The following is a 26,048-nucleotide window of genomic DNA, read 5'->3' as shown; positions in this document are numbered from 1 at the left end:
CGGTCCCTTAAGAAATCAGGATCGGTCCCGGAGCCGGTCGATCCGCTGGCCCAAGGGCGGTTGGACCTCGAAGTAGGTCCGCCAGGTCGCGGATTCGGGGTCGACGCCCCGGCGCGCGGCGGCGGTCTCGAAGGCCGCCGCGAGCGTCTCGCTGCCGACCCGCCGGGCTGCGGCGTTATCGGCCGCGAACTGGAGCCGTCGACCCATCCAAAACAGCCAGAGCGCGGCGACCGCGATGAAAAACAGGCCGTCGGAAAAGGTCACCAGCCCGCCGAACATCCCGGTCGCGATGCCGATCACGCTCGCAGCAGCCAGCGCGCGGTACTCGATATACAGATACCGACCGCGGGCGCGTTCGGCGGCGAGGAGTGCAGCGGCCGTCGATTCGTCGAGGTCGAAGACGGCCGTCGACACCAGTAGGGACCGCCTACCGGGCGGTCCGCGGAGCGACACCTCGACCCCGTCGCCGTCGACGATGCGGATCCGGTCGGAAGCGGTGTCGGTGGCCTCCAGCCGGGCGAGCCGGTCGCGCTCGTCGGGTGTCGGCGCTCGGGTCTCCCGGAGCGACAGCGCGACCACTGGCGCGACGATCGCCCCGACGCCGAAGACGACCACGGCGACCGCGACGAACCATACTGGGTCGACCGACAGCTGAAGCGGCACGGCGGCATACATCGGGAGCCCAGGCATACCGGTCGGTGTTCTCCGAGAGGCAAATCGGTTGCGCTCCGGGAGGGAAAGACAGTTGCCCCCTCGACAGAGAGGGAGGATATGCGCATTGCCGTGCCTAACAAGGGTCGACTGCACGAGCCGACGGTGGAGCTTCTCGAACGGGCGGGGCTCCACATCGAGAACGGAGCCGACCGCAAGCTGTACGCCGAGACGGTCGACCCCGAGGTGAGCATCCTGTTCGCACGGGCCGCCGACATCCCCGAGTACGTCGCCGACGGCGCGGCCGAAGTCGGCGTCACCGGTCTTGATCAGGTCCACGAGTCGGAGGCGGACCTCTCGGAACTCCTCGATCTCGACTACGGCCGCTGTCGGCTCGTGCTGGCGGCCCCCGAAGACGGCGACATCACCGACCCCGAGCAGTTGGACGGCAAGAAGGTCGCCACCGAGTTCCCGACGATCACCGAGCAGTACTTCCGCGCCCGGAAGATCGACACCGAGATCATCGAGGTAACGGGCGCGACCGAACTCACCCCGCACGTCGAGATGGCCGACGCCATCGTCGACATCACCTCGACCGGAACCACGCTGCGGGTCAACCGGCTCTCCGTCCTCGACGAGGTGTTGGCGAGTTCGGTCCGGCTGTTCGCCCGCGAGGAAACCGCCGGCAACGAAAAGGTCCAACAGCTCGTGACGGCGCTGGAATCCGTGCTGGCGGCCAACGACAAACGCTACCTCATGATGAACGTCGACGAAAAGAACCTCGCAGCCGTCCAGAACGTCATTCCCGGTCTCGGCGGCCCGACGGTGATGGACGTCGCCGGCAGCGAGGACGTGGCCGTCCATGCGGTTGTCGACGAACGACAGGTGTTCGAAGTGATCAACGATCTGAAAAGCGAAGGTGCAAGCGATATTTTAGTTACCGAAATCGAGCGGCTCGTCGAGTAGTCACTGCCTACTCGCCGGAAACGGCCCGGAGTGTCGGCGAACTGATCGTCGGACGAACCGCGATGGTACCGTACCGGAACCGACAGTAGCCGACGACGCCGAGCGCCGCCACGATGACACCGAACAGTCCCAACAGGCCGGCCTCCGGACCGAACGGGCCGCCGGAGACGACCGTCGACCCGCGGGGGGCGGTGCGGACGATCGACACCGGGAGGCTGATGCCGCTGACCGGGAGGCCGTAGACGAGTCCCTGAAACGCGTTCCACGTGGTGTGGATGCCGATCGACAGCGCCAACTCCCCGGTGTAGAGGTAGCCGAGGGCGAGCATCACCCCTGCCGCCGCGATGACGATCGTGCTCGCGGTCGTCGCACTCGGGTTCGTCGCGTGGAGACCGCCGAACAGCAGCGCCGACAACAGGGTGGCGAGGGCGGCGGCGACGGGCGCGCCGAAGCGATCGACCCACCGGAACCCCTCGGCGAGGTTGGTCAGGAGATAGCCACGGACGAACAACTCCTCGTAGAAACCGACGACGACGAAGACGGCCGTAAGCGCGGCAAACGCCGGCAGCGAGCCGGCCGCAGGACCGACCCGGTCGACGGCGAGCCAGCCGCCGGCGAGCCCGACCGCCACGGCCGCCGTGATCGCTCCCGCACCGATCACGAGGCCGACCGCCCAGTCGACCCACCACTCGCGGTCGACTCCGAGGCCGTAATCCGACATCAGCCGGCGATCGAGGAGGCGAGCGACCACCACGAGCGCCGCCGCGACGAGGAGCCCGACGACGGCATTCAACACCAGCGGCCGGACCGTAGGTCCGGCGGCATTGAGGAGCCCGTCGACCCCGAGGACCACCCGAAGGAGTTGGAGGCCCAACACGCTGGCGACCGCCACCAGCCCGAAAAACACGAGGCCTACCGCGAGCCGCCACGGCGCGCGGAGTCGGCGTTCCGATCGGTTCCAGAGGAGCCACTGGAGACGGCGCATACCGGCCCATCGGCACACCGCTACCTGTAGGCTGTGGTTGCGGAATCGGAGTCAGCCGGGGACGGTCGACAGCAGGATCAGCCCGCCGAAGATGACGGTCCCGAGAAGCACCGAGACGATCGCGTGGACCGCCAGCAGCGAGAGGGTCACGCGGCGCGGCTGATCGTAGACCAGTTTGATCGCCACGCCGTCGACGACGATCGCCGAGAGGATGCCGACGACACCGGGCAACGACAACAGCGGCGTGGCGACCGAGACGGCCGCAGGCCCCGCGCCGACGCCGAGGGCCTTGGCCGGCGAGACGTCGCCGAGGACGTTCCGGGCGGCTAGATGAGCGGTCAGCGAGAGGAACAGCGCCAGCAGACCGACGGTGCCGAGCACCGATATCGGGCTGGGAGGCGCTTGCAGGACGAACGGAGCCGACAGGAGCGTGGCCACCATACCGGCGGTAGCCGCTGTAGGGTGTCGAAACTGTCGGTTTTCAGGCCAACAACCCGAGGTCGTCGAGCCGGTCGGTGATGACGTCGACGGCGGCCTCGGCGTCGCTGGGCTCCTTGCCGCCGGTGATGACGAGCTTGCCGGAGCCGAACAACAGCGCGACGACCTCCGGCTCGTCGAGCCGGTAGACCAGCCCGGGGAACTGCTCGGGTTCGTACTCGATGTTTTCGAGGCCGAGCCCGATGGCGATCGCGTTGAGGTTGAGGTCGGTCCCGAGATCGGCGCTGGTGACGATGTTCTGGACGGTGATCTCGGGCTCGTCGTCGATCGGGATCTGGAGTTCCCGTAGCTTCTCGAAGACGATATCGAGGCTCTCGTGGACGGCCGTCGTGGAGTTCGCGCCGGTACAGACGATCTTGCCCGACCGGAAGATCAGCGCGGCGGATTTCGGCGACTGGGTGCGGTAGACCAAGCCGGGGAACTGCTCGGGGTCGTAGTCGGCCCCGTCGAGGTCCATCGCCACGCTCTGGAGGTCGAGTTCCTGACCGATCCCCGTCGAGGCGACCACGTTCTCGATGGAGATCGTTTCTTTCGGATCGCGCATTCGTATCTGGGCTATCGCCCGTCCCATGTATAAATGTAAGTCAATCCGGGGCGGATCGAATCCGCCGCGTTCGAGGGGCCCCCTACTCGCTTGTGAGCAGCATCACCGTATTCGAGGCGGTGACGACCGCCCCGAGCACCGAGATGCCGATCGGGACGCCGACCGCAATCGGGCTCGTCGAAATCGAGAGGAAGCCTAAAAAACAGACCACCAGCGCTCCGCCTTTCAGGAGCGCGAACCCCACCGGTCCCGGCGAGTCCGACAGCAACGCGATCACCGCAGGGTTGGCCTCGACGACCTCCCGCCGCCGGACCGCGGCTACGGTCGTGACGTAGTCGCCGACGCCGTAGAGCAACACGGCCAGCAACCACCACCGAAGTTCGGCCGTCGAGACGTCCATACCGCTTGCAAGAGATGGGGGCATATCAGTACCCCCCGATTAGTCGTCGACAACGGCCAATTACTCCTGATGGTCGGCCGGGACCGACACGCTGATAGCCGCCATCCCGCAGTGTCGACTGTGTACTGTCTGGAGTTGGCCGGCGACGACGACGCCTTCGCCGCCTGCGAGGCCCGGTCGGCGGCCTCGGCACTCGAGGTTGCCGCGCCGGGGGTGGCGACCGCACGTGGGATCGACGCCGACGGGGTCCGGACGCTGGCCTACACCCACGCCGCCAGCGACCTGATCGCCACGACCGACGCCGAGGTCGACGCCGCCGAAGCCGCCCTCCGAGCGGCGGCGATCGACCGGACGGGCTCGGTGGCCGTCCGGGCCCGCGACGTGCGGTCGACGACCGGCTGTTCCACCCAAACCGCCGAGCGGCGGCTGGGGGCGGTACTCGTCGACCGGGGCTTTTCGGTCGACCTCGACGATCCCGACCACGAGCTTCGGGTGCTGTTTTCGGCGGGCGAGGTCGACGGCGAGCGCCGAGACCGCTGTTTCATTGGGTGGCTCACCGTCGAGAGCAAACGCGACTTCGGCGAGCGCCGGCCCACCGACCGGCCCTTCTTTCAGCCGGGGAGCATGGCCCCCCTCGACGCCCGCGCGCTCGTCAATATCGCGGGAGCCGGGCCCGACACGCGGGTCGTCGACCCGATGTGTGGGACCGGCGGCCTCCTGTTGGAGGCGGGACTCGTCGGCAGCGCGGTGGTGGGCGTCGACGCCCAGTGGAAGATGACCCGCGGCAGTCGGGAGAACCTCGATGCGCTGCTCGACGGCGGCGGCGAGATCATCCACGGCGATGCGACCGCCCTGCCGATGGTCGACGACTGCGCCGATGCCGTCGTCTTCGATGCCCCCTACGGCCGCCAGTCGAAGATCGCCCGCCATGAACTCGCCGACTTAGTGGGTGGAGCGCTGGCAGAGGCCCGCCGGATCGCCCCGAGAGCTGTGGTGGTCGCCGACCGGTCGTGGGAAGCGGAAGCCGAGGACGCGGGGTGGACGGTCGACAGACGGTTCGAGCGGCGAGTTCACGGGACGCTCGTTCGACACGTCCACGTGCTGTCTGGTTAGACCATATTGGCGACCGCCTGCCTGATCGACAGCCCCTCGTCGACGACGTCCCGGCGGTAGTGCATGTACACCGCCCCCAGCGGCGGCTGGATGATGTAGGCCAGCGCGATCGGGAGGACGGCCTCGGTCGGGAGGCTGTCGCTGGCGACGACGATGGCGACCGCGATCGAGAGGTTCCGCATGCTGGTGACGTACACCAGCGAGATACCCAGTTCGTCCGACAACAGCAGGCGGCCGAGCCCCGCGCCCACGGCCAGAATAACGGCGTAAAACGCGAGCAGTGGGACGACCGTAGTCGCGGAGGTGATCGGATCGCTGAGGATCGCGGTCGACCGCATCGTCATCGCGATGAAGACGATCAGCATCACGCCCAGGGAACTGACGCCGCCGAACACTGGTTTCAGCCGTTTGAGCCCATCGGAGTCGTACCGGCGAAGGATCACCGAACGGGTGATCGTGCCGGCGACCATCGGGCCGACGATCACCGTGGCGAGCTGGCGGTAGAGTGCCGTGGGCTCGAAGCCGACGCTGCCGGGAATCAGAAGCGACAGATACGCCGGGAGGATGGCGATCGCCGCCAGCAGGTTCACCGACATGGCGACCAGCGCCGACTCCAGATCGCCGCCGGCCAGCCCGGTCCAGGCGGCGGTCATCCCCGAGGAAGGGATCAGCGCGATGAAGTAGAGGCCGATGGTGTAGCCGACCGAGCCGGCGAAAAACAGCCGACCGAGACCGACCGCCAGCAGCGGCGCGAACCCGAAGTTGAGCAACAGGGTGAGGGCGACGACCTTGGCGTGGGTCCGAACGTGGAGGATCTCCCGGAGATCGATGTTGATCATCATCGGGTAGATCATCAGGAACAACACCGGCACCACCGCCGTCTTGAGCAGCCCCTTGGTTCCCGGCCCGGCGACCTGCCCGAAAGCGAGGCCACCCACGAGCGAGGCGATCACGACGTAGATCAAGTTCTGCTTCAGCGCGATGAGATACGACCGTATCATGCTCCCCTCCCGCCGGTCGACGACAGTATCCGTCCGGCGTCGACCCGCAGCGGAGCGCCGGCGGCCGGCGGCGCGCCGGAACGGCACGCGGACAGCAAGACAGGTGTCGACTGATCGGTGTGCATATCAGTTTGGTTGTGCCCATATTATACAAAACTGTCGGTCGCCAAAGCGAGAGATTTCGATTCGAAGCGTTTGATTCTGGTTCGGACATCGAATCAGTCGTCAGCCGAGTATGGAGAATAGTAAAAACAACCCACAACTGTCGGCGAGTACGCGGTGCGGATCGGATCCCGCCCGTTTAAGCCGACGGCCTGCCGACGACGCACAATGACGAATCAGGAACTCATCGACGCGCTCCGGGCGGCCGATGCGGTCCAGTACGGCGAGTTCGAACTCTCCCACGGCGGGACCAGCGACTACTACGTCGACAAGTACCTCTTCGAGACCGACCCCCACTGTCTGGAACTCATCGCCGAAGCCTTCGCCGAAAAGATCGAGGAGCCGAAACTCGCCGGCGTCGCCCTCGGTGCGGTGCCGCTGGTTGCAGTCACCGCGACCGAGACCGACCGGCCCTACGTGATCGCCCGCAAGCAGGCCAAGGAGTACGGGACGGGCAACCGAATCGAGGGTCGACTCGAAGCGGGCGAGGAGGTCGTCGTCCTCGAAGACATCGCCACGACCGGCAACTCCGCGGTCGACGCCGCCGAGGCACTCCGCGAGGCCGGCGCGACGGTCAACCGCGTGCTGGTGGTCGTCGACCGCGAGGAGGGCGCGACCGAGAACCTCGCCGACCACGACCTGGAACTCGACGCGCTGGTGAACGCCAGCGAACTGCTGGCCGACCAGTAGCGGGTCGACCAATAGCGCGGCTGACCGCGTGGAATTCCCGACAGTCACGGATGCCGACGGTGTTTTTATAATGACAAATGGTGTAGGAGAGACACGCATGTCCAAAGATATCCTGATGATCGTCGGCGACTTCGGCGAGGACTACGAGATCATGGTACCGTATCAGGCCTTAGAGATGGTCGGCCACAGCGTCGACGCCGTCTGTCCCGACAAGGAGGCCGGTGAAACGATCAAGACCGCGATCCACGACTTCCGTGGCGACCAGACCTACATGGAGACACGGGGCCACGACTTCGAGTTGACCGCGACGATGGCCGACGTCGACCCCACCGAGTACGACGCCCTCTGTGTCCCCGGCGGCCGCGCCCCGGAGTACCTCCGGGGGTACGACGCCGTCATCGAGGCGGTCCAACACTTCTTCGAGGCCGACAAGCCGGTGGCGTCGATCTGTCACGGCCCCCAGATCCTGGCGGCTGCGGACGTGTTGGAGGGGTACGAACTGACCGCCTACCCGGCGGTTCGCGCCGAGTGTGAGGCCGCCGGCTGTTCGTGGGTCGACGGCGTCGTTCGGGATCGGAACCTCGTGACCGGTCAGGCGTGGCCCGACCACCCCGAGTGGCTCGCCGAGTTCCTCGATCTGCTGGGCGACGAGATCAGCCACGGCGAGCCTGCCGCCGCGGCCGACTAACCATCAGGCAGGATCGGCCTGCGAGGGGTAGCGGGATTCGGCGATAGCGAAGGTAAGCGTGCTCAACACGCCCATCAGCGTCCCGACGGTCAGCGCCACCGCCAGATCGGTCAGCGAGAGGGTGACGATCCCGTCGATCGTCGGGAGGAAGAACCCGGAGAGTCCGTAGAGGACGATGGCGATGGCGACGACGTAGAAGGGGGCGTTGAGGTACCGCCAGCGGAACCGGCCGGCGAGATACTCGTCGGTGACCTGCCCGAGACTGCTGGTGATGCCGGCGGCGGCGAACCACTGGACTGCGCCGTGGACGAACGCCGCCGCGGCGGTGGGGATCTCGACGGGGGTAGCGGTGGTCGACTCGACGGTCTCGATCATCGAGACACCTTGGACGCCGCCGACGATGATGAGTGCGACGGCGACGACGTAGGTGATCAGCGTCGCCCGGCCGGCGTACAGCCCGTTGCGGACCCTGTCGACGGTCGTGTCGACGGTCTCTTCGAGACCCAACCCCCGGAACAGCGAGTAGAGGCCGACCAGCGCCGAGAGCAACCCGAGGACGACCGCGCCGGCGATATCGAAGACGCCGGCGATGACCACAAGCGGGTAGATCAACAGGAGCACCCCCAGCGGGACCAACACGGTGCCGCGGGTCTCGGGGTCGGCCAGTACCTGCTTGATGGTGTAGTACATCGATTCGAGGTTCTGGGCCTGCCGGACCACGACGCGGCGGACGCCGTCGATCGGCATCCGCGAGCGGATCACCGGCACCACGGACTCGTCCTGTGCGCCGTCGGTGATGATGATCGCCCGGACCTCCTCGCCGGTCTGGAGGCCCGCCAGCGTGGTGTCGATCTCTTCGCCGACCGTCCGGTTGGCCCGGACGTCGTTGCCTTCGACGCCGGTGACGACCGCGACCTCGACCTCCTCGTCGCCCTCCTCGCGGAGCGCCTCGTACGTGGAGAGCCCCTGAAACATGACGTTGACGTCGGAGTCCTCGGGGTCGACCGTGGCGAGGGCGACCGCCGCCTCGCGGACGGCGTCGGCCCCGACGACCGGCGTCGAGAGGCCGGTCTTCCGGCCAACGTCGTCGTCGAGGTCGACACAGAGGACAAGCAGCATTCAGGTGATGCTACGTGAGCGTTCGGTTAAGGCTTTTCTGGGAGCGTGGGTCGACACCGAGGCTCACGGTCAGTGGCTGTTTCGGACGCTTTTTGTGGCCACGGGCGGTATGAAGGCTAACTGATGATCTCCAAAGGCTGCGAACAGTGCGCCAAAGGCGGGAAGATGGTGCTTTTCGTCTACGGCTACTGTGACCAGCGGGACTGTTTCTACTGCCCGCTGGGAGAAAACCGCAAGAACGTCACCGACGTCTACGCCAACGAACGCAAAGTCGAGGCCGACGAGGACATCATCGAGGAGGCCCACCGGATGGACGCGCTGGGCACCTCGATCACCGGCGGCGAGCCACAGGAGGCGATGGCCAAGACGTGTCGCTACCTCAGCCTCCTCAAAGACGAGTTCGGCGAGGACCACCACACCCACCTGTATACTGGCATCACTGGCGGCCGGGAGAACATGCGTCGACTCTCGGAGGCCGGTCTCGACGAGATCCGATTCCACCCGCCATACGAGCAGTGGGGCGACTTGCATGGCACCGAGTGGGAGGAAATCCTCTATATCGCTCGCGAGGAGGGCCTCACACCGGCCTTCGAGATCCCCGGCATTCGCGCCGAGCCCGAATTCTTGGAGTTCCTCGACGAGGGCGCGGCGGAGTTCTGCAACATCAACGAGTTCGAAATGAGCGACGGCAACTACCGTCGGATGCAGGAGCAGGGCTACGAACTCCAGGAGGGCCACATGTCGGCGGTCGACGGCTCGAAAGAGGCGATCCTCGAAGAGATGGGCGACCACGAGCGCGTCTACTTCTGTACGAGTGTCTTCAAGGACGCCGCCCAGCACCGCAACCGCCTCAAGCGGATGGCACGGGTTATCCGTCGGGAGTTCGACGAGATCACCGACGACGGCACGCTGGTCTACGGCAAGGCGTGGGAATCTGAGGCCCGACTCGAAGAACTCGGCGTCCCCGAGGAGTTCTACACGGTCAAGCCCGATCACGTCGAACTGGCGTGGTGGCTCCTCGAAGAGATGGTCGAAGAGGGCGACGTCAGCGAAGGTGAGATCGTCGAGCAGTATCCGACCGTCGACGGGACGGTCGTCGAGCGGACGCCGCTCGCGTAGCACGCTTTTCATACTGCTGTGCGGTAGCAGTGCGGTAGTCATCAGTTATTGAATCGTGACGAGCGACCGTAGTTCTCGTGAGCAGAGCGAACGAGAGCACGGAAGAGCTTGCTCTTCCGGAGGGAGCGAGGAACGTTTTAATCGACGTTTTTCCGACGGAGCGAGCGCACGCGAGCGACGGAGTAGAAAAACGTCGTTTAGAAGCCAAAGAACGGCAGGAACCGGAAGACGAGATACGCCCCGACCGTCGAGATGACGGGGACGACGTTCTGCATGACGACGACCCGAGCGGTCGTCCCGGGGTTGAACAGATCGGCGGCGCTCGGGATATCCTCGGGGTCCTCCTCGCCGATCGGCGGGAGGGACTCGCCCTCGGTGTCGGTGGCCAGCGAGTCGACCGAGAGCCGCGTCTCGCCGGCTTTCTCCGAGATGTCCGAGCGAGAGACCCGCATGGTTCGGGTTGCCCGCCCCCAGCCGAGGCCGATGATCGACATGGTGGCGATGACGACGAAACTCGCGGGGATCCCGATTGCCGAGAGCCCGACGACGAGAACGGCGCTGACGGTGGCGACGACGATGGCGGCGGTCAGCGGCAGTTGGGTGATGTCGCTGCCGAGGGTATCGAGGGTTCGGCGGGCGATCGTGAACGCGCCGATGCCGACCGCCAGACAGGCGATGATAATGCCGGTGTTCATTTCGAGGGCGCCACTGCCGACCAGCGGGGCGATCGCGTTGGCGACGTTGCTCGTCCCGGAGCTGAAGGCCATGATACAGCCGATCCCGATGACGACGGTGATGCCGAACAGCTCCCGCGCCGTCGTGTTCGGGCCGAGGCCGATCTTCGGGATAATCCCCGACCGGTCGACGGTCAGCAGCGAGCCCTCGGTTTGGGCCAGCGCGATCCGCTCGTTGAGCGCCGCGTAGAAGTAGCGGCCGATGACCGCCGAGATCCAGAAGCCGATGACGGGCGCGACGAGCCACCACGAGACGATCTCGCCCATGACGGCCCAGTCCAGCGAGCCGCTGGCGAGACCGAGCCCGGCGATCGCGCCGACGGCAGTCATCGAGGTCGAGGCGGGGACGCCGAAGACGTTGCCGACGAACAGCGCAAGGCCGATGAAAAACAGGACCGTAATAGAGGCCGGCAGTGTGAAGATCTCCGGATTCGTCACCAGTTCGGTCCCCAGCGTGTCGACGACCCGGCGGCCGATGGTCCAGCCGCCGATGAAGAAGAAGACGGTCATCAGGCCGGCCGCGAGCGTCTTCGAGAGCGCTCCGGCACCGACCGCCGGTCCGAAGGCGGGTCCCGTCGTCGACCCGCCGATGTTGTAGCCGACGAAGATCGCTACCACCACGCCAATAATCAACAGTACCTCGGTCACAGTAGCAGTTCCTTTCGGCCGACACGGGTTAAGCATCAGGTGTTCGGCCGGCAGCCGACCGGCGGGATTATTTGGGTTCGGTCGGGACCTCCGGTATGCAGACGCTCACCGAAAAGCGGGTTTTCGGCGACAAAAGCGGGACGACAGAACTGTTCGTCGCCAGCGAAACCGGGCTCGTCGGCGTCTCGGTGTCGGCCGACCAGATCGGCGAGTTCGGCCTCGCCCACCGGGGACCGGTCGAGACGGTTGCGGCCAGCGACCGGGGCGTGATGATCGGCACCGCGGAGGGCGTCCTCCACAGCGACCCGACCGACAGGGCGGCCGAGCGAGCCCAGGCGCGGACGTTCGAACCGATCGAGGCCCCAATCGAAGGGGTCGTTGCCGTCGGGTGGGGGCCCGGAGGACCGGTCGCCGGCGGCGACCGACTCGTCGGCCGCGTCGACGACGAATGGGTCGACCTCGGCGAGACTGGGAACGTCCGGGCGGTCGACGGCGGGCTGGTCGCGGCCGAAGACGGCGTCTACCGGCTGACGGAGGCCGGAGTGGACCGCGTCGGCCTCGACGACGTGCGGGACGTCGCCGGCCACGGTCGGCCGCTGGCGGCGACCGCCGACGGCCTGTTCGCGCTGGCCAACGGCTGGCAGTCGGTCGCCGAAGGGGCGTTCGACCGGGTGGCCAGCGACGGCCACGGTCACGCCCACGCGGTCGGCCCCACGGGACTCGGCCGGCGCGTCGAGGAGACCGGCGAGTGGACCCCGACCGAGCTGCCGGGCGGCTCGCCGGCCGTCGACGTCGCCTACGGCGGAGGGATCGTCGCTGCAGTCACCGACGATGGGACGCTCTGTGTCGACGCCGGCGACGGCTGGCGACACCAACTGCTGGGCGTCCGTGGCGTCAATGAGATCGCCGTCGGAGCCGGCAGCGACGCCGCCTAGCGATCGGCAGTCATCGGGGTCGACGGCCGAACACCGAAACGTGGTTTAGGGGTGACGGGAAAAGGGCGCGTATGACGACCATCATCCCGGGGGCGGACTCACAGGCGCTGGCCGCCGAGTTGGCCGCCGAACTCGACGCGGCGCTGACGGTGCCGACCTACGACCGGTTTGCGGATGGGGAGACGCTGGCGGCGATCCCCGCGTTCGACGACAACGAGGCGATCATCGTCGCGTCGACGGCGACCAACGACGCCCACATCGAACTGCTGCAGTTGCAGGACGCCGCCCGCGAGGCCGGCGCGGCAACGGTGACGACGGTCATCCCGTATCTGGGATACGCTCGACAGGACAAGGCGTTCAAGCAGGGCCAACCGATCTCGGTGCGGGCGACCGCCCGAGCGATCAGCACCGGGACCGACCGCGTGCTGCTGGTCGAGCCCCACGAGCCGGCAGTGGCGGAGTTCTTTACGGTACCGACCGACGCCGTCGACGCTGCCGACCGGCTGGCGGGAGCGCTCGTCGATCTCGACGACCCGCTGTTCGTCGCACCCGACGAGGGAGCGATCGAACTGGCGACGACCACGCGGGACGCCTACGGCGAGGGCGCAGTCGACTACTTCGAGAAAGAGCGGGATTACGAGACCGGCGAGGTCGAACTCACACCGAGCGACGCGCCGGTCGAGGGCCGGGACGTGGTGGTCGTCGACGACATCATCGCCACCGGCGGGACGATGAGCGGCGCGGTCGAGGTGCTCGTCGACCGGGGAGCCGATCGGGTGTTCGCCGTCTGTGTCCATCCGGTGTTGGCCGAGGCTGCGCTGACGCGGCTCTCGGCGGCCGGTGTCGAGCGCGTGGTCGGCACCGACACCCTCGAACGCGCGGTCAGCGAGGTGTCGGTCGCATCGGCGATCGCGGCCAACCTCACCGAGTAACGCGGCCGTCGAGCCGGAACCCATTTTACCGATCACCGCAGAACGGGAGGTATGGCTGGACGATACGGTGACCTCGACTACTCACGGGCGGTGAAAAGCGGCGTCGCTATCGGCGGACTACTGGTGGTGGCCGGCTTCCTCGGCGAGGAGGCCAGCCACCTACTGTACGGCGATCTTACGGGTGCGCTAAACACCCTCTTTACCTCGATGGAGTTCGGCGGCATCATCGTCGGCATGATCGCGGTGTTCGTCTTCGGCATCGCCCTCCCACTGACCGAGTAGCGTCGACGCGGCGGTCGCCACGCGAGACGCCACCAACGTTCTTTATGCGGGCGCGAGAAACGCCGGATATGGCGTCCAAAACGATCTTCGAGAAGATCAGAGACGGGGAGATCCCCGCCCGGATCATCCACGAGACCGAGACCACGCTGGCGTTCCTCGACGCCCACCCGCTTGCGCGAGGGCACACGCTCGTCGTTCCGAAAGAGCCCTACGAACACCTACAGGACCTCCCCGCCGATCTCTCGGCGGACCTCTTCGAGACCGTCCGCGAGCTCACCCCCACGATCGAGGCGGCGGTAGAGGCCGACGCCACCACCATCGGCATCAACAACGGCGAGGCCTCGGGTCAGGAGGTCCCGCACGTCCACGTCCACATCATCCCCCGGTTCGAGGGTGACAACAGCGGCCCGATCCACGCCATCGCCATCGACTCCCCGGAGTTCTCCGAAGACGAACTCGACGAGATCGCCGACGCGATCGCCGACGAACAGTCCGCGTAGATCGCTCTATCATTGGTCACGTCATCGTATAAAAAACACATACAATCGCGCAAATTTGTTTATTATCCAACCGTTATAGGGGCAGGGGAAAAACGGGGAGTCGACGGTATGCCCTCCACCATTGCCCGCTGCCCCGACTGCGGCAGCGACATCTACACCGATGCGGACGAACAGCTCTGCGAGGAGTGTGGTCTCGTCGTCGAGGCCGACCGGCTGGATCGTGGTCCCGACTGGCGGTCGTTTGCCGACGACGAGACCGATCCCAAACGGACCGGCGCACCGCTGACCGACGCCCGCCACGACCGCGGGTTGTCGACCGAGATCGGCTACTCGGCGGACGTCAGCCCGGACAAGCGGCGGCAGTTCGCCCGGCTACGTCGACAACACAACCGTGCGCGGATCGCTGACAAGCGGACCCGCAACCAGATCCACGCCTTCACGCGAATCAAACACATCGTCAGCGACCGATCGCTTCCGGAACAGGTCCGGGATCACGCCTGCTCACTGTTCCGCTCGGCCCAAAACGAGGACCTCCTTCGGGGACGATCGATCGAGGGGTTCGTCGCGGCCTGTCTGTATGCGGCCTGCCGGATCGAGTCGCTCTCGCGGACGATCGACGAGATCGTCGACGCCTCCCAGAGCAGCCGGTCGGAGTTTCAGGCCGCTTACGACGCGTTGAACCGTGATCTCGGGTTGCCGGTCGAACCGACCCATCCGCGGGAGTATCTCCCTCGGTATGCCGACCAACTAGAGCTGCCCACCGAGATCGAACACCGCGCCCACGAGCTGGCCGACCGGACCGAACGCGAGGGGATCCTCAACGGCCGGAACCCCAGCGGCGTGGCCGCAGCCTGTCTGTATACGGCGGCGAAAGAAAACGGCGTGAGCCTCACACAGCGTGAGGCGGCGACGGTTGCATCCGTGACACCAGTCACGCTCCGGACGACCTATCAGGAGCTCGGCCCCTGAGTCGCCCGTCGAACGGGACGACGTGGCTGACAGCGGTACCGAGACGAGCGCCGCGGCCGGCCCGCATCAGAAGCCTGCTCGGCCCACCCCACGACGCAGCAGCCGGCACGGCGGGATCGACGGCGGCTCGGCACCCCGAGGAGCGGTCGAACCACGCAGTTCGGCGCTCCCACGGACGACTGTTGTCACCAGTGTAAAAAGTACAGACAGGGTACTTTCTCGTGTTATCCGATAGATTCTCGACACCGCAAGTACAGCGACTGGCTACTCCAGCGAAGACGCCGCTTATACCATCTCTTCGGGGAGAATGTACACGTTCTGTCCGTCCTTGAGGACGGGAACCGTCTCGGCGTCGGGATCGAAGTAGTCGGGTCGACCGACAGTCTTGGCCTCGTAGGTCTCGGGGTCGAGCAGTTGGACCGCATGCTCGTCCTCGACGGCGACGACCGTGGTGTCGACCGCCTCGTTCGTCCGCCCGAGTTTCGTCACGTCGGGTGTCGTCCCGTCTTCGTGGCCCGCTTCGTAGCGCTCCCCCGAGCGGAGCCGAGTCCCCTTGAGGTTGCCGTGGGCGCTGGTGACGACCACGGGGCCCTCGCCGTCCTCGGGGTCGACCACGTCGCCGGGGGTGTACTTCGGGAGCCGGGCGACGAAGGTGACCCGATACACTTCGTTGCCGTCGCCGTCCTCCGTGACCAGTGTCGGGTAGTCGTCGACGGTCCCGCCGAACCGATCGGTGATTCGGGTGGCGATCGCCTGCCCCAGTTTGTTCGTCGAGAGCTTGACGTTCGGGCCGGCCTCGTCGCTCCGGTCGACCGACGTAATGAACGCCTCGCGGTCGCCGTCAGCTTCCCGATCGGCGACGTAGGACTCGGCGACCTCGATGGCCGCGTCGGCCTCGTCGGGTCGGACCGGCCGGTCCTCGGCGCGGATCTGGAGGATGCTGGCGTAGTAGCCGCCGGCGATCCGGCCACACCGGTCGCAGACCTCTTTGCCGATCCGGACCGGCACGGTTAGTTGCTCACTAATCGGGGTGCCGCGGACGACACCGGAGAACGAACAGTGCATCCGGATCGTCGTCTCGTCGACCTGTTCGGGTTCGACCCCCCATTCGACGTCGTCGGCGTCGATGTGAACCGACAGTGCCTCCGAGACCGCCTCGATGGCGACGTCGGTGTAATCTACGGCCCCCAGATCGACCCACCGATTGCCCCGGTGGACCGCCCCACAGCGTCCGCAGACCGTGACGTGGACCCGATCGGGGACGTCAATCAGCTCGAAGGCGTCGAAATAACAGCTGTCGCAGAGCAGCGCCGTCCCGTCCCGCGGCTCGCCGGGGCGGGGCTCGGGCCGCGCGACGGGATCCCCACACTGGGGACAGAACTCGCGTGTGTCGCTCATATCTCCCCCTTATGGGGGTCGACCGGTTAAGCGCCCCGACACCGACCGATCGTACGGCGGCAGTCGGGTGTGGCCGGCGACGGCGAACGGGATCAGCCTTCGAGTAGATCGATGGCTTCGGCGTCGGTCACTTGGCCGAACTCCCGGTAGTGGCTGCCGACCGCGGTGAACGGCTGTGGTTCCTCGACGACGACCACCCGGTCGGCCTCGTCGGCGAGGTCGGCCCGCGCCGAGGGTGGCGCGACCGGCACCCCGAGTACGACCGCGGCGGCGTCGGTGGCCTGCAGTTGGCGCAGGCAGGCGATGGCGGTCGCGCCGGTGGCGATCCCGTCGTCGACCAACACGACGCGCTTGCCACTCACGTCGGGCAGCGGCTCGCCGCCGCGGTAGTCGGCGACCTTCTGCCGGGCGACGTCGGCCTCCCGCTCGCGTTCCCGGTCGATGTAGGCGTCGTCGACGCCGAGTTGGTCGACCAGTTGGTCGTTGAGCCAGTAGCTGCCGTCGCCGGCAACGGCCCCGATGGCGAGTTCGGGGTTCGAGGGCGCGCCGAGTTTGGTTGCGACGACGACATCGAGGCCGACCCCCAGCCGGTCGGCGACCGCCCGGCCGACCGGGAGGCCGCCGCGGGGGATCGCACAGACCAGATCGGCCTCGACACCGGCCTCGATCAGCCGATCGGCGAGGGCGTTTCCGGCATCGGTGCGGTCGGTGAATGGCATGGTAAACTCACCCACACCATCTTCGCACCGGAGCCGCAAATAGCTCCGGGGCGAATGGCCGAGGGCCGCCAGTCTCCGGCAGGGTTTAACGGATTGGACTGCTATGGGTAGGTATGCAATGGTCGACAGATTGGGGACTGCGCGGCCGGATGGGACTGACGATGTTCCTCCTGTTCGCCCTGTATATCGCCTTCATAGCGGTACTCTCGCAGTTCGCCAACCTCCTCGGAATCGTCATCGCAATGGGGGCCTTTTCCTTCATTCAGTACTTCTACAGCGACAAGATGGCCCTCTACAGCATGGGGGCACGAACCGTAGAGGAGAGCGAGGCGCCGGAACTCCACCGCACCATCGAGCGGCTCTCCCAGCAGGCCGACCTGCCCAAACCGCAGGTTGCGGTCGCCGACTCACAAGTCCCGAACGCCTTTGCCACCGGCCGGAACCAGCAGAATGCGACGGTCGCGGTGACCAACGGGCTCCTCCGAACCCTCGATCAGGAGGAACTGGAGGGCGTGTTAGCCCACGAGTTGGCCCACATCAAGAACCGTGACGTGATGGTGATGACCATCGCGTCGTTCCTGTCGACGCTCGCATTCATCGTCGTCCGGTGGGGCTGGCTCTTCGGCGGCAACGGCCGGAATCAGGCCCCCGTCTACGTGGCCATCATCGCCTCGCTGGTCGTCTGGGTGATTTCCTTTTTCCTCATCCGGGCGCTCAGCCGCTACCGCGAGTACTCCGCCGACCGTGGTGCGGCCTCGATCACCGGCAATCCCGGAGCGTTGGCCTCCGCGTTGATGTCGATCAGCGGCCGGATGGACAAGGTGCCGCAGGACGACCTCCGCGAGCAGGCCGAGATGAACGCCTTCTTCATCATCCCGATCCGCTCGGGATTCATCGGCAAGATCGCCTCCACCCACCCGCCGACCGAAAAACGGATCGAGAAACTCCGCGAACTCGAACGCGAGCAAGAACTGGCGTGATTTGAGCGGTCGAAACGTCTTTGATTTGCCACGTGGACGTAGGCGTATGACCGACTGGTCCGCGTGGTTTCGGGAAAACCCGCTCGTCGCAGCGATCGCCATCGTGTTCGGCGGCCCGATCGCCATCGGCGCTCTCTCGGTGCTCCTCGTTCCCGTCTTCATCCTCGCCGAGGCCAACGCCGTCCTCGGCTTTTTTGCCTTTTTCCTGCTGCTGGTCACGAGTGGGTTCGGGATTCAGCAACTCCGCAGCGACGACTCGGAGTCGACCGACACCGTCGACCCGGTCACCGAACTCGAACAGCAGTACGTCCGCGGCGAGTTGGACGACGCGGAGTTCGAACGCCGTCTCGAGAAGATCGTCGAAACCGAAGCCGAGATCGATCGGGCCTCGTCCACGAACCACGATGCGCGAAGCCGCGAGGTCGGCGCTGAACGCCAATAAGTAGTGGCCGACTACTGATACGGAGGGTCAGGCTTCGATGATGTCGTCGGTCTCGTCGTCGGGGATCGTAATCGTTCCCTCGACCGTCGTCACCGCCTGCCCGCCGACGCGGACGCGTGTCGACCCGTCGTCCTCGATCTGCGCTCGAACGCGCCCCGCTCGGTCGAGAAAGTCACCCTGTTCGAAGGTGAGGTCCGTCGGCGGGTCGTCGAAGGCGGCGCTCCCGGCAGCGTGGAAGTAGGCCGCACACGCGCCGCTGGCGGTCCCCGTCACGGGGTCTTCGTCGACGCCGACAGCGGGGGCGAAAAACCGCCCGTGAGCGGTCGAATCGGTCGACAGCGTGTCGAACGTAAAGGCGTATATCCCTGCGACATCGTAGTCATCGGAGAGAGCTTCGATCGCGCCGAAATCCGGCTGGAGGCCACCGAGCGATTCGAGGAAGTTGATCGGGACGACGAGTACCGGAAGGCCGGTCGACGCACGGGCGACCGGAATATCCGCACCCACGTCCTGCAGGGTCGAGATCTCGCACCCGAGGGCCTCGGCCAATCGCTCGTAGTCGATCGTCTGTTGGACGACCGTAGGCGAGTCCTGTGTCATCCAGACGGTGCCGTCGGCTTCGATCTCGATCTGTAGGGTGCCGACAGCCGTCTCTAGGCTGTGGCTACCGGCGTTGAGTTGCCCCTCGTCGTGGAGGAACGCATGGGCCGCGATAGTAGCGTGGCCACAGAGGTCGACCGCCTGTGTCGGCGTAAAGTACCGAATCTGCCGGTCGGCCTCGGTCGACGACGAGACGAAGGCGGTCTCGCTGACTGCGAGTTCGCGGGCGACGGCTTGACACTGGGCGTCGGAGAGGCCGTCGGCGTCAGGGATCACGCCGGCGGCGTTGCCCGAAAGCGGGTCGGTCGTGAAGGCGTCGACGAGGGCCATCGAGCGGGATTGCATGGACCGACAGAGCAACTACCGCCCCAAAAGGATTCCGCGCTGCCGTAGCCACTGGCTGCGGGGAGGTAGTCGCCGCCTACTCGGCGTCGAACATCCCGGTCGAGACGTAGCGCTCGCCGCTGTCCCAGTAGACCGTGATCACGAGCGGGTCGTCGACCCCGACGTCGACGAGTCGCTCGGCGACACGTTTGGCCGCGAGGTTCGACGCGCCGCTGGACTGGCCGACGAAGATCCCCTCCTCGCGAGCGAGGCGTCGACACTCGGCTTCGGCGGCCGCAGCCGAACAGACCTCGACCGAGTCGACGAGATCGGTGTCCAGATTCGGACTGATAAAGCCGGGGCCCATCCCCTGAAAACTGTCGCCCGTCGGTTCCTCGCCGGAGAGCACCGCCGAGTCGTCGGGTTCGACCGCGACGACCTCCATCTCCGGGAACGTCTCGCGGAGCCGTCGACCGATCCCCGTGATCGTGCCGCCGGTGCCGACACCAGCTACGAGGGCGTCGACGGTCCGGTCGCCGATCTGCTCGAGGATTTCCGGGCCGGTCGTCTCGTAATGCGAGCGAGGATTGGCCTCGTTGTCGAACTGCCGGAGCTGGACGGCGTCCTCGTCGGCTTCGATCTCGTCGGCCCGGTCCTTGGCGTCGGAGATGTCGCCCTCGACGAGTTCGAGGTCCGCGCCGTAGGCGTTCATGATCGAGCGCCGTTCCGGCGACTTGGAAGCGGGCATCACGATCCGGACGTCATACCCCTTGGCCGCCCCGACCATGGCGATTCCAATGCCTGTGTTGCCGCTGGTCGGCTCGACGATGGTGTCACCCGGCGTGAGCGTCCCCTCCTCTTCGGCGGTTTCGATCATCCACAGCGCGGGTCGGTCCTTGGCCGAACCGCCGGGGTTCCGCGATTCGAGTTTGGCCGCGATCGTCGCTCCCTCGGGGGCGTCGACTTCGACCAGCGGCGAGCCGATCGTTTCGAGAATGCTGTCGTCCATTGGGCCGTGCTTCGACAGCGGGGCCTAAACGACTAACGGACCGGTGTAGTTATACGCCGACTACCCTCGGAGCCGGGGAGGTTTTACTGGCGGCTGGCAAAGGAAGCGTATGGAACTACAGACGATGCAGCCGAACACGGAGTGGGAGCCGGCAGGCTACGAGGAGTCCGTCGCCGCGCTCGGAGCCGACGACTACACCTTTCACGTCTGGGGCGGCGACTGGTGTATCGACTGCCAACAGCAGCTCCCGGATTTCGGTGCCGCGCTCGATGCGGCGGGCGTCGACCCCGGAAACGTCGAACACTACCCCGTCGAAAAGGCCGAGGACGGCTCGAAAACCGGCCCCGGTGTCGAGGAGTACGGGATCGAGTACATCCCGACGGTCGTCGTCGAGAAGGACGGCGAGGAACTCGTCCGGTTCGTCGAGTCCGAAGCCGTACCGATCGCCGTCTATCTCGGCAAAGAGCTCCGAGCGCCGAACGAATAGCGGTTGGTAGCCTTAGGGCCAGTTGCCGGCCTGCGTGTAGGCGTCGACGACCCGTTCGATGGCGACAGCGTAGGCCGCCGTTCGGAGCGTCGGCGTGCCGTTGGTCTCGTGGGCCTCGACGAGGTCGTCGAAGGCGTCGGTGATCACGGCTTCGAGTTCGTCGTTGACGCGTTCTTCGGTCCACGAGAAGCGCTGGCGGTTCTGGACCCACTCGAAGTAGGAGACGACGACCCCGCCGGCGTTGGCGAGGATGTCGGGGACGACATAGACCTCTTTGTCGGCGAGGACCTCGTCGGCAGCCGGCGTGATCGGGCCGTTTGCGGCCTCGGTGATCACGTCGGCCTCGACGTCGTGGGCCAACGCCTCGTCGATCGCGTTTTCGAGCGCTGCCGGGATCAGTAGGTCGACGTCGAGCGTTAGCAGTTCGTCGTTGCTGATCTCCTCGCCGGCGTGGTCGACGACGCTGCCGGTTTCGGCCTTCGTGTCGGCGACCGCTTCGGCGTCGAGCCCCTCGGGGTCGTAGATCCCGCCGCTGGAGTCCGACACGGCGACGATCGTCCCACCCTGCTCGTCGATGAGCCGGGCGGCGATCGAGCCGGCGTTGCCGTACCCCTGGACGGCGACGGTCGCCTCCGAGAGGTCCCGGCCGAGCCACGCGAAGGTCTCACGGGCGGTCAACATCGTCGACCGGCCGGTCGCCTCAACGCGGCCCTCCGAGCCGCCGGAGTCGAGGGCCTTGCCGGTGATGACGCCCGGTGCGGTGGTGTGTTCCAGCGTCTCGTAGGTGTCTTTGATCCAGTTCATCTCCCGCTGGCCGGTGTTGACGTCCGGGGCGGGGATATCGCGGTCCTCGCCGATCAGCGGGCGGAGTTCGGCCGCAAACGCGCGGGTGAGCCGTTCGAGCTCGCTCTCGCTGTAGTTGGCGGGGTCGACCTCAATCCCACCTTTCCCGCCGCCGTAGGGGATGTCGACGATGGCGCACTTGTAGGCCATCCAGCCGGAGAGTGCCTTCACCTCGTCACGGGTGACTCCGGGATGATAGCGGATCCCCCCTTTGTACGGGCCGCGGTCGCCGTTGAACTGCGAGCGGTAGGCGTCGAACAGTTCGATCGAGCCGTCGTCGAGTTCGACCGAGAGCGTGGTTTCGAGCACGCGCTCGGGGTGTTTCAGTCGTTCCAGGACGTCATCACGAGCGTCGACGTACTCGGCGGCGGCGTCGAGCTGTTCCTGTAGGCTATCGAACGGGTTGGCTTGGTCAGCCATACCTATGCGTTCGCCGGATAATTTTTAACGGTATCGCACTAATCCTAAGAACTGGGAATCCCCGTTACGTCGGGCAGTTAGCTCGGTCGGAACTGCCTACGGCGCGTTTCAGCGGTTCGAGTCGAGCCAGTCGAGGGCCGCCTCGATATCGGTCTCCGGTGGCGAACAGCTAAACGACTGACAGGCGTAGACGGTCGGCTCGCCGGCGGCCTCGCGGCCGGCCCACACCGGTGGGGCCTCGTCGAAGCCCAGCCGGTCGAGCCATTCCTCGAGGCCCTCGTCGGTCGGTGGACGGTGGGCGATCGTGACCGCCGGCAGGAACCGGTCGGCGAGGGCGTCGTGCCAGTCGGTGGGCAGCTCGTCGGCCGCGATCGTGAGCTCCGCGCTGCCCGCCGTGTAGCGGTCGGCCGCCAGCGTCAGCGAGACGTGCTGGAGGGGGTTGCCTCGGATCCGGTTACCGTGGGTTTCGAGCACTCGGCCGGCGATCTCGGTGTAGTCGGCGTCGGGAACGAACCCATCGAGGGCGAGCAACAGGTCGGTCGCTACGCCGAGGCTGGAGGGTGTCGACTGGTCGTCGAGTTCCTGCGGCCGAGTCACCAACTGCTCGCCACTCTGGGGGGTGAAGTAGATCGTGCCCTCGTCGGCGTCCCAGAACTCCGCGACGATCGTCTCGGCGAGTTCGAGAGCGAACGCGAGGTGGTCGACCTCGCCGGTGGCCTGATAGGTGTCGAACGCGCCGCGGGCGAGGAAGGCGTAATCCTCCAGATAGCCGTCGCCCTTGGTGTCGCCGTCGATGTAGCGGCGGGTGAGTCGGCCGGCGTCGGCGTCCCACAGTTCGTCGGTGATGAACGAAAGCGCGGCAGCGGCTCGGTCGGCGTACTCGGAGTCGAGCACGCGGGCCGCCCGCGCGTACGCGGAGATCATCAGCCCGTTCCAGCCGGCGAGAACCTTCTCGTCGCGTGGCGGTCGGGTTCGGTCCTCACGGGCCTCGACCAGCGTCGACTCGGCCGCATCGAGGCGAGTCTCGACCTCGTCGGCAGTGAGGTCGTACGCCTCGGCGAGTTCCTCGACGGTCGAAGAGACGTTCAGGACGGTCGTCCCGTGCTCGAAGTTCCCGCCGTCGGTGACGCCGTAGCGGTCACAAAAGAGGTCGGCGTCGACCTCGTCCAGTAGCTCGCGGACGTCCGAGGGCGTCCAGACGTAGAAGGTACCTTCTTCGTCGCCACTGCGGGCGTCGAGGGTGCTGTAGAAGCCGCCCTCGGGGTGGGTGAGCTCCCGGTCGACGAACGTTAGGGTCTCCCTAACGACGTCGGCGTACCCCTCGCGGCTCGTGAGTTGGGAGGCAGCCAGATACAGCGGCGGCAGGGTGGCGTTGTCGTACAGCATCTTCTCGAAGTGGGGGACGGACCACTCCCGGTCGACCGCATAGCGGTGGAAGCCGCCGCCTAACTGGTCGTAGACGCCGCCGGTCGACATCGCATCCAGCGTGGTCGTGGCGACATCGAGGGCGTCGGCGTTGCCGCTGCGGGCGTACACCCGCAGGAGGAGTTCGAGCCGACCGGGCTGGGGGAACTTCGGGCCGTCGGAGCCGAAGCCGCCGAACTCGCGGTCGGCCGACCGCAGGGCGGCCCGGACCGCGTCATCGAGTTCCTCGCCGCCGGGCTCCTCGCCGGGCCGGTCGGGCGTCGACTCCAGTTTGTCGCGGGCGCCGTCGGTCCACTGCTCGGCGCGCTGTTTCATTTCGGCGCGCTGGTCGGGATCGGCCCACGAGGTGCTGATGTTGTCCAGTAGCTCCGTGAAACCGGGCATCTGGCCCCGCGGTTCGGGTGGGAAATACGTGCCAATGTAGAACGGTTCGCCGTCGGGGGTGAGCCATGCCGACAGCGGCCAGCCGCCCCGTCCCGTCACGAGCTGGCAGACGGTCATGTAGATGCTGTCGAGGTCGGGCCGCTCCTCGCGGTCGACCTTGATCGGGACGAAGTTCTCATTGAGCCGCTGGGCGACCGCGTCGTCCTCGAAACTCTCTTCTTCCATCACGTGACACCAGTGGCACGCCGAGTAACCGATCGAGAGGAAGATCGGTTTGTTCTGCTCGCGGGCGGCTTCAAGGGCGGTGTCGTCCCACGGCTGCCAGTTGACCGGATTGTCGGCGTGCTGGCGGAGATACGGGCTGGCCTCCTCGTCGAGTCGGTTGCGGGCGAGGGGATCGCTCATGTGGTTACTGGGCCGGCGGGACGCAAAAAGGATCGGTGTCGACGCGGCGTGCGGCGATCAGGACTCGTTGGTCTCGGCCGGCTGCTGCTGTTGTTGCTGCTGTTGCTCTTGGGCAGCCCGTGCCTGCTCGAAGAGGCTGCCGGCTGCCATGGCCTGAACGATCTCGGTTTCGAGGGTGTCGAGAATGGCCGAGTCCGGCCCCGAGATCAACAGGAGCCCCTGGCCTTCGAGTCGGTCTTCGACGGTGAGCCCGGCGTCGGCGAACTCGGATTCGGCCGTCTCGACGGCGTCGGCGACCGCCTCCTGCTGGAGTTCCTGAATTTCTTCTTGTTCGGCCTGGAGTTCCTCTTCGGAGGCGTTCCCCGAGATCGCCTTCTGCTGGAGCTCCTGTTGTCGGCGTTGGACCTCCTCTTGGTCGATCTGGAGCGAGACCGCGACCTGTCGGTTCTCGCCGTCCCCGCCGCCAGTCTGTCCCATACAGCCGGCGACGGCGACCCCCGTGCCGATTCCGGAGAGTTCGAGCACGCGGCGTCGGTTGAACGTCGGATTGTCAGTCATAAGACTAGTCCGAAGGTCATGACCCCATGCATATAAACAGGGTGATCGACCGACAGGCGAGCGAAACGGCTACCCGACCGCCGACCGAACCCCCATCCGTGAGCGACGACACACGCGACGTCCCCGACGAGCCACGGGCCGCAGTCGACGCGCTGGCCGCCCATCTCACCGCGACCGCCGAGCGACCGGTCCCGCCGGCCACGAACCGGTGGCTCGGGGAAGCCGAGGCCATCGCCCGCGACGCCGCCAGCGAGGGCCTCGACAGTGAGACGCGCCGCAAGCGCGTCCAACAGGCCGCCGATCTGCTCGATTCAGCCGCCGAAACGGGCGACGAGACCGCCGACCGCCACATCGCGGCAGCCGAACAGTGCTGCCGAGTGGTCCTCGACAGCGACGGGGCGTTGTAAACCGAGCCGACACACAGACTTTGGAATCGAAAGTCGGACCGAAAGCGACAGGCGTGGCGACCACGTAGACCGGCCATGCGCGATCTGGACGACACCGACCGGACGATCATCCGACTCCTGCTGGAGAACGCCCGCCGGCCCTACAGCGACCTCGCCGACCACGTCGACCTCTCGCCGCCCGCAGTCGCCGATCGGATCGATCGCCTCGAAGATCTCGGCGTCATCGAGGGGTTCACACTCGATCTCGACTCCTCGATGCTCCGGGAGGGCGTCGAGGTCCTCGTCGACCTCGCGGTCGATCCCGGCCAAACCGAGGCGGTCGCCGAGTCGCTGGCCGATCTCGAACGCGTCGAACACCAGTACGTGACCGCCGACGCGCGGGTGGTCGTCCACGCGGCCCTCGGTCCGGGTGGCGTCGACGACCTGCTCGCGGGCGTCGACACCGACCACCTCCGCGAGGTCGACGTCAGCCTGCTGTCGGATGCGTCGTGGACACCCCGGATCAGCGAGGCGTCACTGGCCGTCGACTGCGACGAGTGCGGCAACGCCGTCACCACCGAGGGCGAATCGGCCGTCATCGACGGCACCCGGTATCACTTCTGCTGTGGCTCCTGTCTGGCGAACTTCGAGGAGCGGTTCGAGGAACTCCAGTCAGGGATCTAAAGTCGACTCGGATATTTACTTTCGGTTTGAAACCACAATCCGCATGAA

At 66.5% G+C, this 26,048-nt stretch carries 30 protein-coding genes; 15 read left to right on the top strand and 15 right to left on the bottom strand.

Translation table 11 applies throughout. From position 1 onward, the window contains the following. Window positions 1-15: 15 nt before the first annotated feature. The gene (locus NKJ34_RS08505; RefSeq protein ID WP_253737861.1) at window positions 16-690 is read right to left on the bottom strand and encodes a peptidase; all 675 of its coding nucleotides are present in this window, start codon (window positions 688-690) and stop codon (window positions 16-18) included. 81 nt (window positions 691-771) lie between these two features. Here NKJ34_RS08505 and hisG point away from each other — a divergent pair, with 81 nt between their 5' ends. Then, the gene (gene hisG, locus NKJ34_RS08500) at window positions 772-1,617 is read left to right on the top strand and encodes an ATP phosphoribosyltransferase (protein ID WP_253737860.1); all 846 of its coding nucleotides are present in this window, start codon (window positions 772-774) and stop codon (window positions 1,615-1,617) included. 7 nt (window positions 1,618-1,624) lie between these two features. Here the strand turns inward: hisG and NKJ34_RS08495 are convergent, their stop codons facing one another. The 4 genes from NKJ34_RS08495 to NKJ34_RS08480 all read right to left on the bottom strand — a co-directional run bounded on the left by NKJ34_RS08495 (window position 1,625) and on the right by NKJ34_RS08480 (window position 4,044). Next, on the bottom strand, window positions 1,625-2,602 hold the full coding sequence (locus NKJ34_RS08495; protein WP_253737859.1) for a CPBP family intramembrane glutamic endopeptidase: 978 nt from the start codon (window positions 2,600-2,602) through the stop codon (window positions 1,625-1,627). Between the two features lie 51 nt (window positions 2,603-2,653). After that, entirely contained in the window at window positions 2,654-3,043 is a 390-nt protein-coding gene (locus NKJ34_RS08490) for a DUF7473 family protein (RefSeq protein WP_253737858.1), read from the bottom strand. 40 nt (window positions 3,044-3,083) lie between these two features. After that, a complete protein-coding gene (locus NKJ34_RS08485; RefSeq protein WP_253737857.1) occupies window positions 3,084-3,644 on the bottom strand; it encodes a TATA-box-binding protein in 561 nt (186 codons plus the stop codon). Between the two features lie 82 nt (window positions 3,645-3,726). Beyond that, entirely contained in the window at window positions 3,727-4,044 is a 318-nt protein-coding gene (locus tag NKJ34_RS08480; protein WP_253737856.1) for a DUF5658 family protein, read from the bottom strand. A gap of 120 nt (window positions 4,045-4,164) precedes the next feature. On the opposite strand from NKJ34_RS08480, the gene NKJ34_RS08475 reads away from it, so the two are divergent. After that, complete coding sequence (locus NKJ34_RS08475) at window positions 4,165-5,157, top strand: methyltransferase domain-containing protein (RefSeq protein ID WP_425491794.1); 993 nt, start codon at window positions 4,165-4,167, stop codon at window positions 5,155-5,157. On the opposite strand, the gene NKJ34_RS08470 is transcribed toward NKJ34_RS08475, so the two are convergent. Then, window positions 5,154-6,158, bottom strand: a complete 1,005-nt coding sequence (locus NKJ34_RS08470) for an arsenic resistance protein (RefSeq protein WP_253738122.1) — start codon at window positions 6,156-6,158, stop codon at window positions 5,154-5,156. The genes NKJ34_RS08475 and NKJ34_RS08470 overlap by 4 nt on opposite strands. A 330-nt stretch (window positions 6,159-6,488) precedes the next feature. Between NKJ34_RS08470 and pyrE the strand changes: the two genes are divergently transcribed. Both pyrE and NKJ34_RS08460 read left to right on the top strand, forming a co-directional pair. Then, window positions 6,489-7,010, top strand: coding sequence for an orotate phosphoribosyltransferase (pyrE, locus tag NKJ34_RS08465; RefSeq protein WP_253737855.1), 522 nt, complete (start codon window positions 6,489-6,491; stop codon window positions 7,008-7,010). A 97-nt stretch (window positions 7,011-7,107) separates the two neighbouring features. After that, window positions 7,108-7,698, top strand: a complete 591-nt coding sequence (locus NKJ34_RS08460) for a DJ-1/PfpI family protein (protein WP_253737854.1) — start codon at window positions 7,108-7,110, stop codon at window positions 7,696-7,698. A 3-nt stretch (window positions 7,699-7,701) separates the two neighbouring features. Here the strand turns inward: NKJ34_RS08460 and NKJ34_RS08455 are convergent, their stop codons facing one another. Then, the gene (locus NKJ34_RS08455) at window positions 7,702-8,817 is read right to left on the bottom strand and encodes a DUF373 family protein (protein WP_253737853.1); all 1,116 of its coding nucleotides are present in this window, start codon (window positions 8,815-8,817) and stop codon (window positions 7,702-7,704) included. A 123-nt stretch (window positions 8,818-8,940) separates the two neighbouring features. On the opposite strand from NKJ34_RS08455, the gene NKJ34_RS08450 reads away from it, so the two are divergent. Next, window positions 8,941-9,936, top strand: a complete 996-nt coding sequence (locus NKJ34_RS08450) for a radical SAM protein (protein WP_253737852.1) — start codon at window positions 8,941-8,943, stop codon at window positions 9,934-9,936. Between the two features lie 197 nt (window positions 9,937-10,133). Here NKJ34_RS08450 and NKJ34_RS08445 read toward each other — a convergent pair whose 3' ends face one another. Further along, window positions 10,134-11,318 (bottom strand): inorganic phosphate transporter, encoded by a 1,185-nt coding sequence (locus NKJ34_RS08445; protein WP_253737851.1) that lies wholly within the window; start codon window positions 11,316-11,318, stop codon window positions 10,134-10,136. A 95-nt stretch (window positions 11,319-11,413) separates the two neighbouring features. Here NKJ34_RS08445 and NKJ34_RS08440 point away from each other — a divergent pair, with 95 nt between their 5' ends. The 5 genes from NKJ34_RS08440 (at window position 11,414) to NKJ34_RS08420 (ending at window position 14,936) form a co-directional block, all read left to right on the top strand. Beyond that, window positions 11,414-12,253, top strand: coding sequence for an HVO_0234 family beta-propeller protein (locus tag NKJ34_RS08440; RefSeq protein WP_253737850.1), 840 nt, complete (start codon window positions 11,414-11,416; stop codon window positions 12,251-12,253). A gap of 71 nt (window positions 12,254-12,324) precedes the next feature. Beyond that, the gene (gene prs / locus NKJ34_RS08435; RefSeq protein ID WP_253737849.1) at window positions 12,325-13,185 is read left to right on the top strand and encodes a ribose-phosphate diphosphokinase; all 861 of its coding nucleotides are present in this window, start codon (window positions 12,325-12,327) and stop codon (window positions 13,183-13,185) included. A gap of 51 nt (window positions 13,186-13,236) precedes the next feature. Then, window positions 13,237-13,467, top strand: coding sequence for a DUF7860 family protein (locus tag NKJ34_RS08430; protein WP_253737848.1), 231 nt, complete (start codon window positions 13,237-13,239; stop codon window positions 13,465-13,467). Window positions 13,468-13,535: 68 nt separating this feature from the next. After that, window positions 13,536-13,967, top strand: coding sequence for an HIT family protein (locus NKJ34_RS08425; protein ID WP_253737847.1), 432 nt, complete (start codon window positions 13,536-13,538; stop codon window positions 13,965-13,967). Between the two features lie 108 nt (window positions 13,968-14,075). Continuing rightward, window positions 14,076-14,936 carry a transcription initiation factor IIB gene (locus NKJ34_RS08420; protein WP_253737846.1) on the top strand — a complete coding sequence of 287 codons (861 nt, stop codon included), beginning with the start codon at window positions 14,076-14,078 and terminating at the stop codon, window positions 14,934-14,936. Between the two features lie 285 nt (window positions 14,937-15,221). Here the strand turns inward: NKJ34_RS08420 and NKJ34_RS08415 are convergent, their stop codons facing one another. Continuing rightward, window positions 15,222-16,334, bottom strand: coding sequence for a 60S ribosomal export protein NMD3 (locus NKJ34_RS08415; RefSeq protein ID WP_253737845.1), 1,113 nt, complete (start codon window positions 16,332-16,334; stop codon window positions 15,222-15,224). A 92-nt stretch (window positions 16,335-16,426) separates the two neighbouring features. Beyond that, window positions 16,427-17,053, bottom strand: coding sequence for a phosphoribosyltransferase (locus tag NKJ34_RS08410; protein WP_253737844.1), 627 nt, complete (start codon window positions 17,051-17,053; stop codon window positions 16,427-16,429). 113 nt (window positions 17,054-17,166) lie between these two features. Here NKJ34_RS08410 and htpX point away from each other — a divergent pair, with 113 nt between their 5' ends. Next, window positions 17,167-18,033 carry a zinc metalloprotease HtpX gene (htpX, locus tag NKJ34_RS08405; RefSeq protein ID WP_253737843.1) on the top strand — a complete coding sequence of 289 codons (867 nt, stop codon included), beginning with the start codon at window positions 17,167-17,169 and terminating at the stop codon, window positions 18,031-18,033. Between the two features lie 46 nt (window positions 18,034-18,079). Beyond that, window positions 18,080-18,475, top strand: coding sequence for an SHOCT domain-containing protein (locus tag NKJ34_RS08400; RefSeq protein ID WP_253737842.1), 396 nt, complete (start codon window positions 18,080-18,082; stop codon window positions 18,473-18,475). Between the two features lie 27 nt (window positions 18,476-18,502). Here the strand turns inward: NKJ34_RS08400 and NKJ34_RS08395 are convergent, their stop codons facing one another. Together NKJ34_RS08395 and NKJ34_RS08390 are read right to left on the bottom strand one after the other, a co-directional pair. Beyond that, entirely contained in the window at window positions 18,503-19,420 is a 918-nt protein-coding gene (locus NKJ34_RS08395) for a PhzF family phenazine biosynthesis protein (RefSeq protein ID WP_253737841.1), read from the bottom strand. A gap of 76 nt (window positions 19,421-19,496) precedes the next feature. Next, the gene (locus NKJ34_RS08390) at window positions 19,497-20,408 is read right to left on the bottom strand and encodes a PLP-dependent cysteine synthase family protein (RefSeq protein WP_253737840.1); all 912 of its coding nucleotides are present in this window, start codon (window positions 20,406-20,408) and stop codon (window positions 19,497-19,499) included. Between the two features lie 109 nt (window positions 20,409-20,517). Between NKJ34_RS08390 and NKJ34_RS08385 the strand changes: the two genes are divergently transcribed. Beyond that, window positions 20,518-20,895, top strand: a complete 378-nt coding sequence (locus NKJ34_RS08385; RefSeq protein WP_253737839.1) for a thioredoxin family protein — start codon at window positions 20,518-20,520, stop codon at window positions 20,893-20,895. A gap of 12 nt (window positions 20,896-20,907) precedes the next feature. Here the strand turns inward: NKJ34_RS08385 and NKJ34_RS08380 are convergent, their stop codons facing one another. The 3 genes from NKJ34_RS08380 to NKJ34_RS08370 form a co-directional block, all read right to left on the bottom strand. Beyond that, window positions 20,908-22,158, bottom strand: a complete 1,251-nt coding sequence (locus NKJ34_RS08380; RefSeq protein WP_253737838.1) for a Glu/Leu/Phe/Val family dehydrogenase — start codon at window positions 22,156-22,158, stop codon at window positions 20,908-20,910. Between the two features lie 108 nt (window positions 22,159-22,266). Then, a complete protein-coding gene (locus NKJ34_RS08375; protein WP_253737837.1) occupies window positions 22,267-24,372 on the bottom strand; it encodes a thioredoxin domain-containing protein in 2,106 nt (701 codons plus the stop codon). Between the two features lie 57 nt (window positions 24,373-24,429). Further along, window positions 24,430-24,930, bottom strand: coding sequence for a hypothetical protein (locus NKJ34_RS08370; RefSeq protein ID WP_253737836.1), 501 nt, complete (start codon window positions 24,928-24,930; stop codon window positions 24,430-24,432). Window positions 24,931-25,028: 98 nt separating this feature from the next. On the opposite strand from NKJ34_RS08370, the gene NKJ34_RS08365 reads away from it, so the two are divergent. Both NKJ34_RS08365 and NKJ34_RS08360 read left to right on the top strand, forming a co-directional pair. Beyond that, the gene (locus NKJ34_RS08365; protein ID WP_253737835.1) at window positions 25,029-25,337 is read left to right on the top strand and encodes a DUF8152 family protein; all 309 of its coding nucleotides are present in this window, start codon (window positions 25,029-25,031) and stop codon (window positions 25,335-25,337) included. Between the two features lie 75 nt (window positions 25,338-25,412). Next, window positions 25,413-26,000, top strand: coding sequence for an AsnC family transcriptional regulator (locus NKJ34_RS08360; protein WP_253737834.1), 588 nt, complete (start codon window positions 25,413-25,415; stop codon window positions 25,998-26,000). Window positions 26,001-26,048 lie beyond the last annotated feature (48 nt).

The organism is Halohasta salina, assembly GCF_024178165.1.
GTDB lineage: Archaea > Halobacteriota > Halobacteria > Halobacteriales > Haloferacaceae > Halohasta > Halohasta salina.
Note: the sequence above shows the minus strand (reverse complement) of the source record. Positions and strands in the feature narration are given on the sequence as shown.

Coding starts and splice junctions, on each gene's coding strand:
- NKJ34_RS08505 (WP_253737861.1), bottom strand. CDS start 690: ATGCCTGGGCTCCCGATGTATGCCGCCGTGCCGCTTCAGCTGTCGGTC.
- hisG (WP_253737860.1), top strand. CDS start 772: ATGCGCATTGCCGTGCCTAACAAGGGTCGACTGCACGAGCCGACGGTG.
- NKJ34_RS08495 (WP_253737859.1), bottom strand. CDS start 2,602: ATGCGCCGTCTCCAGTGGCTCCTCTGGAACCGATCGGAACGCCGACTC.
- NKJ34_RS08490 (WP_253737858.1), bottom strand. CDS start 3,043: ATGGTGGCCACGCTCCTGTCGGCTCCGTTCGTCCTGCAAGCGCCTCCC.
- NKJ34_RS08485 (WP_253737857.1), bottom strand. CDS start 3,644: ATGCGCGATCCGAAAGAAACGATCTCCATCGAGAACGTGGTCGCCTCG.
- NKJ34_RS08480 (WP_253737856.1), bottom strand. CDS start 4,044: ATGGACGTCTCGACGGCCGAACTTCGGTGGTGGTTGCTGGCCGTGTTG.
- NKJ34_RS08470 (WP_253738122.1), bottom strand. CDS start 6,158: ATGATACGGTCGTATCTCATCGCGCTGAAGCAGAACTTGATCTACGTC.
- pyrE (WP_253737855.1), top strand. CDS start 6,489: ATGACGAATCAGGAACTCATCGACGCGCTCCGGGCGGCCGATGCGGTC.
- NKJ34_RS08460 (WP_253737854.1), top strand. CDS start 7,108: ATGTCCAAAGATATCCTGATGATCGTCGGCGACTTCGGCGAGGACTAC.
- NKJ34_RS08455 (WP_253737853.1), bottom strand. CDS start 8,817: ATGCTGCTTGTCCTCTGTGTCGACCTCGACGACGACGTTGGCCGGAAG.
- NKJ34_RS08450 (WP_253737852.1), top strand. CDS start 8,941: ATGATCTCCAAAGGCTGCGAACAGTGCGCCAAAGGCGGGAAGATGGTG.
- NKJ34_RS08440 (WP_253737850.1), top strand. CDS start 11,414: ATGCAGACGCTCACCGAAAAGCGGGTTTTCGGCGACAAAAGCGGGACG.
- prs (WP_253737849.1), top strand. CDS start 12,325: ATGACGACCATCATCCCGGGGGCGGACTCACAGGCGCTGGCCGCCGAG.
- NKJ34_RS08430 (WP_253737848.1), top strand. CDS start 13,237: ATGGCTGGACGATACGGTGACCTCGACTACTCACGGGCGGTGAAAAGC.
- NKJ34_RS08425 (WP_253737847.1), top strand. CDS start 13,536: ATGGCGTCCAAAACGATCTTCGAGAAGATCAGAGACGGGGAGATCCCC.
- NKJ34_RS08420 (WP_253737846.1), top strand. CDS start 14,076: ATGCCCTCCACCATTGCCCGCTGCCCCGACTGCGGCAGCGACATCTAC.
- NKJ34_RS08415 (WP_253737845.1), bottom strand. CDS start 16,334: ATGAGCGACACACGCGAGTTCTGTCCCCAGTGTGGGGATCCCGTCGCG.
- NKJ34_RS08410 (WP_253737844.1), bottom strand. CDS start 17,053: ATGCCATTCACCGACCGCACCGATGCCGGAAACGCCCTCGCCGATCGG.
- htpX (WP_253737843.1), top strand. CDS start 17,167: ATGCAATGGTCGACAGATTGGGGACTGCGCGGCCGGATGGGACTGACG.
- NKJ34_RS08400 (WP_253737842.1), top strand. CDS start 18,080: ATGACCGACTGGTCCGCGTGGTTTCGGGAAAACCCGCTCGTCGCAGCG.
- NKJ34_RS08395 (WP_253737841.1), bottom strand. CDS start 19,420: ATGCAATCCCGCTCGATGGCCCTCGTCGACGCCTTCACGACCGACCCG.
- NKJ34_RS08390 (WP_253737840.1), bottom strand. CDS start 20,408: ATGGACGACAGCATTCTCGAAACGATCGGCTCGCCGCTGGTCGAAGTC.
- NKJ34_RS08385 (WP_253737839.1), top strand. CDS start 20,518: ATGGAACTACAGACGATGCAGCCGAACACGGAGTGGGAGCCGGCAGGC.
- NKJ34_RS08380 (WP_253737838.1), bottom strand. CDS start 22,158: ATGGCTGACCAAGCCAACCCGTTCGATAGCCTACAGGAACAGCTCGAC.
- NKJ34_RS08375 (WP_253737837.1), bottom strand. CDS start 24,372: ATGAGCGATCCCCTCGCCCGCAACCGACTCGACGAGGAGGCCAGCCCG.
- NKJ34_RS08370 (WP_253737836.1), bottom strand. CDS start 24,930: ATGACTGACAATCCGACGTTCAACCGACGCCGCGTGCTCGAACTCTCC.
- NKJ34_RS08360 (WP_253737834.1), top strand. CDS start 25,413: ATGCGCGATCTGGACGACACCGACCGGACGATCATCCGACTCCTGCTG.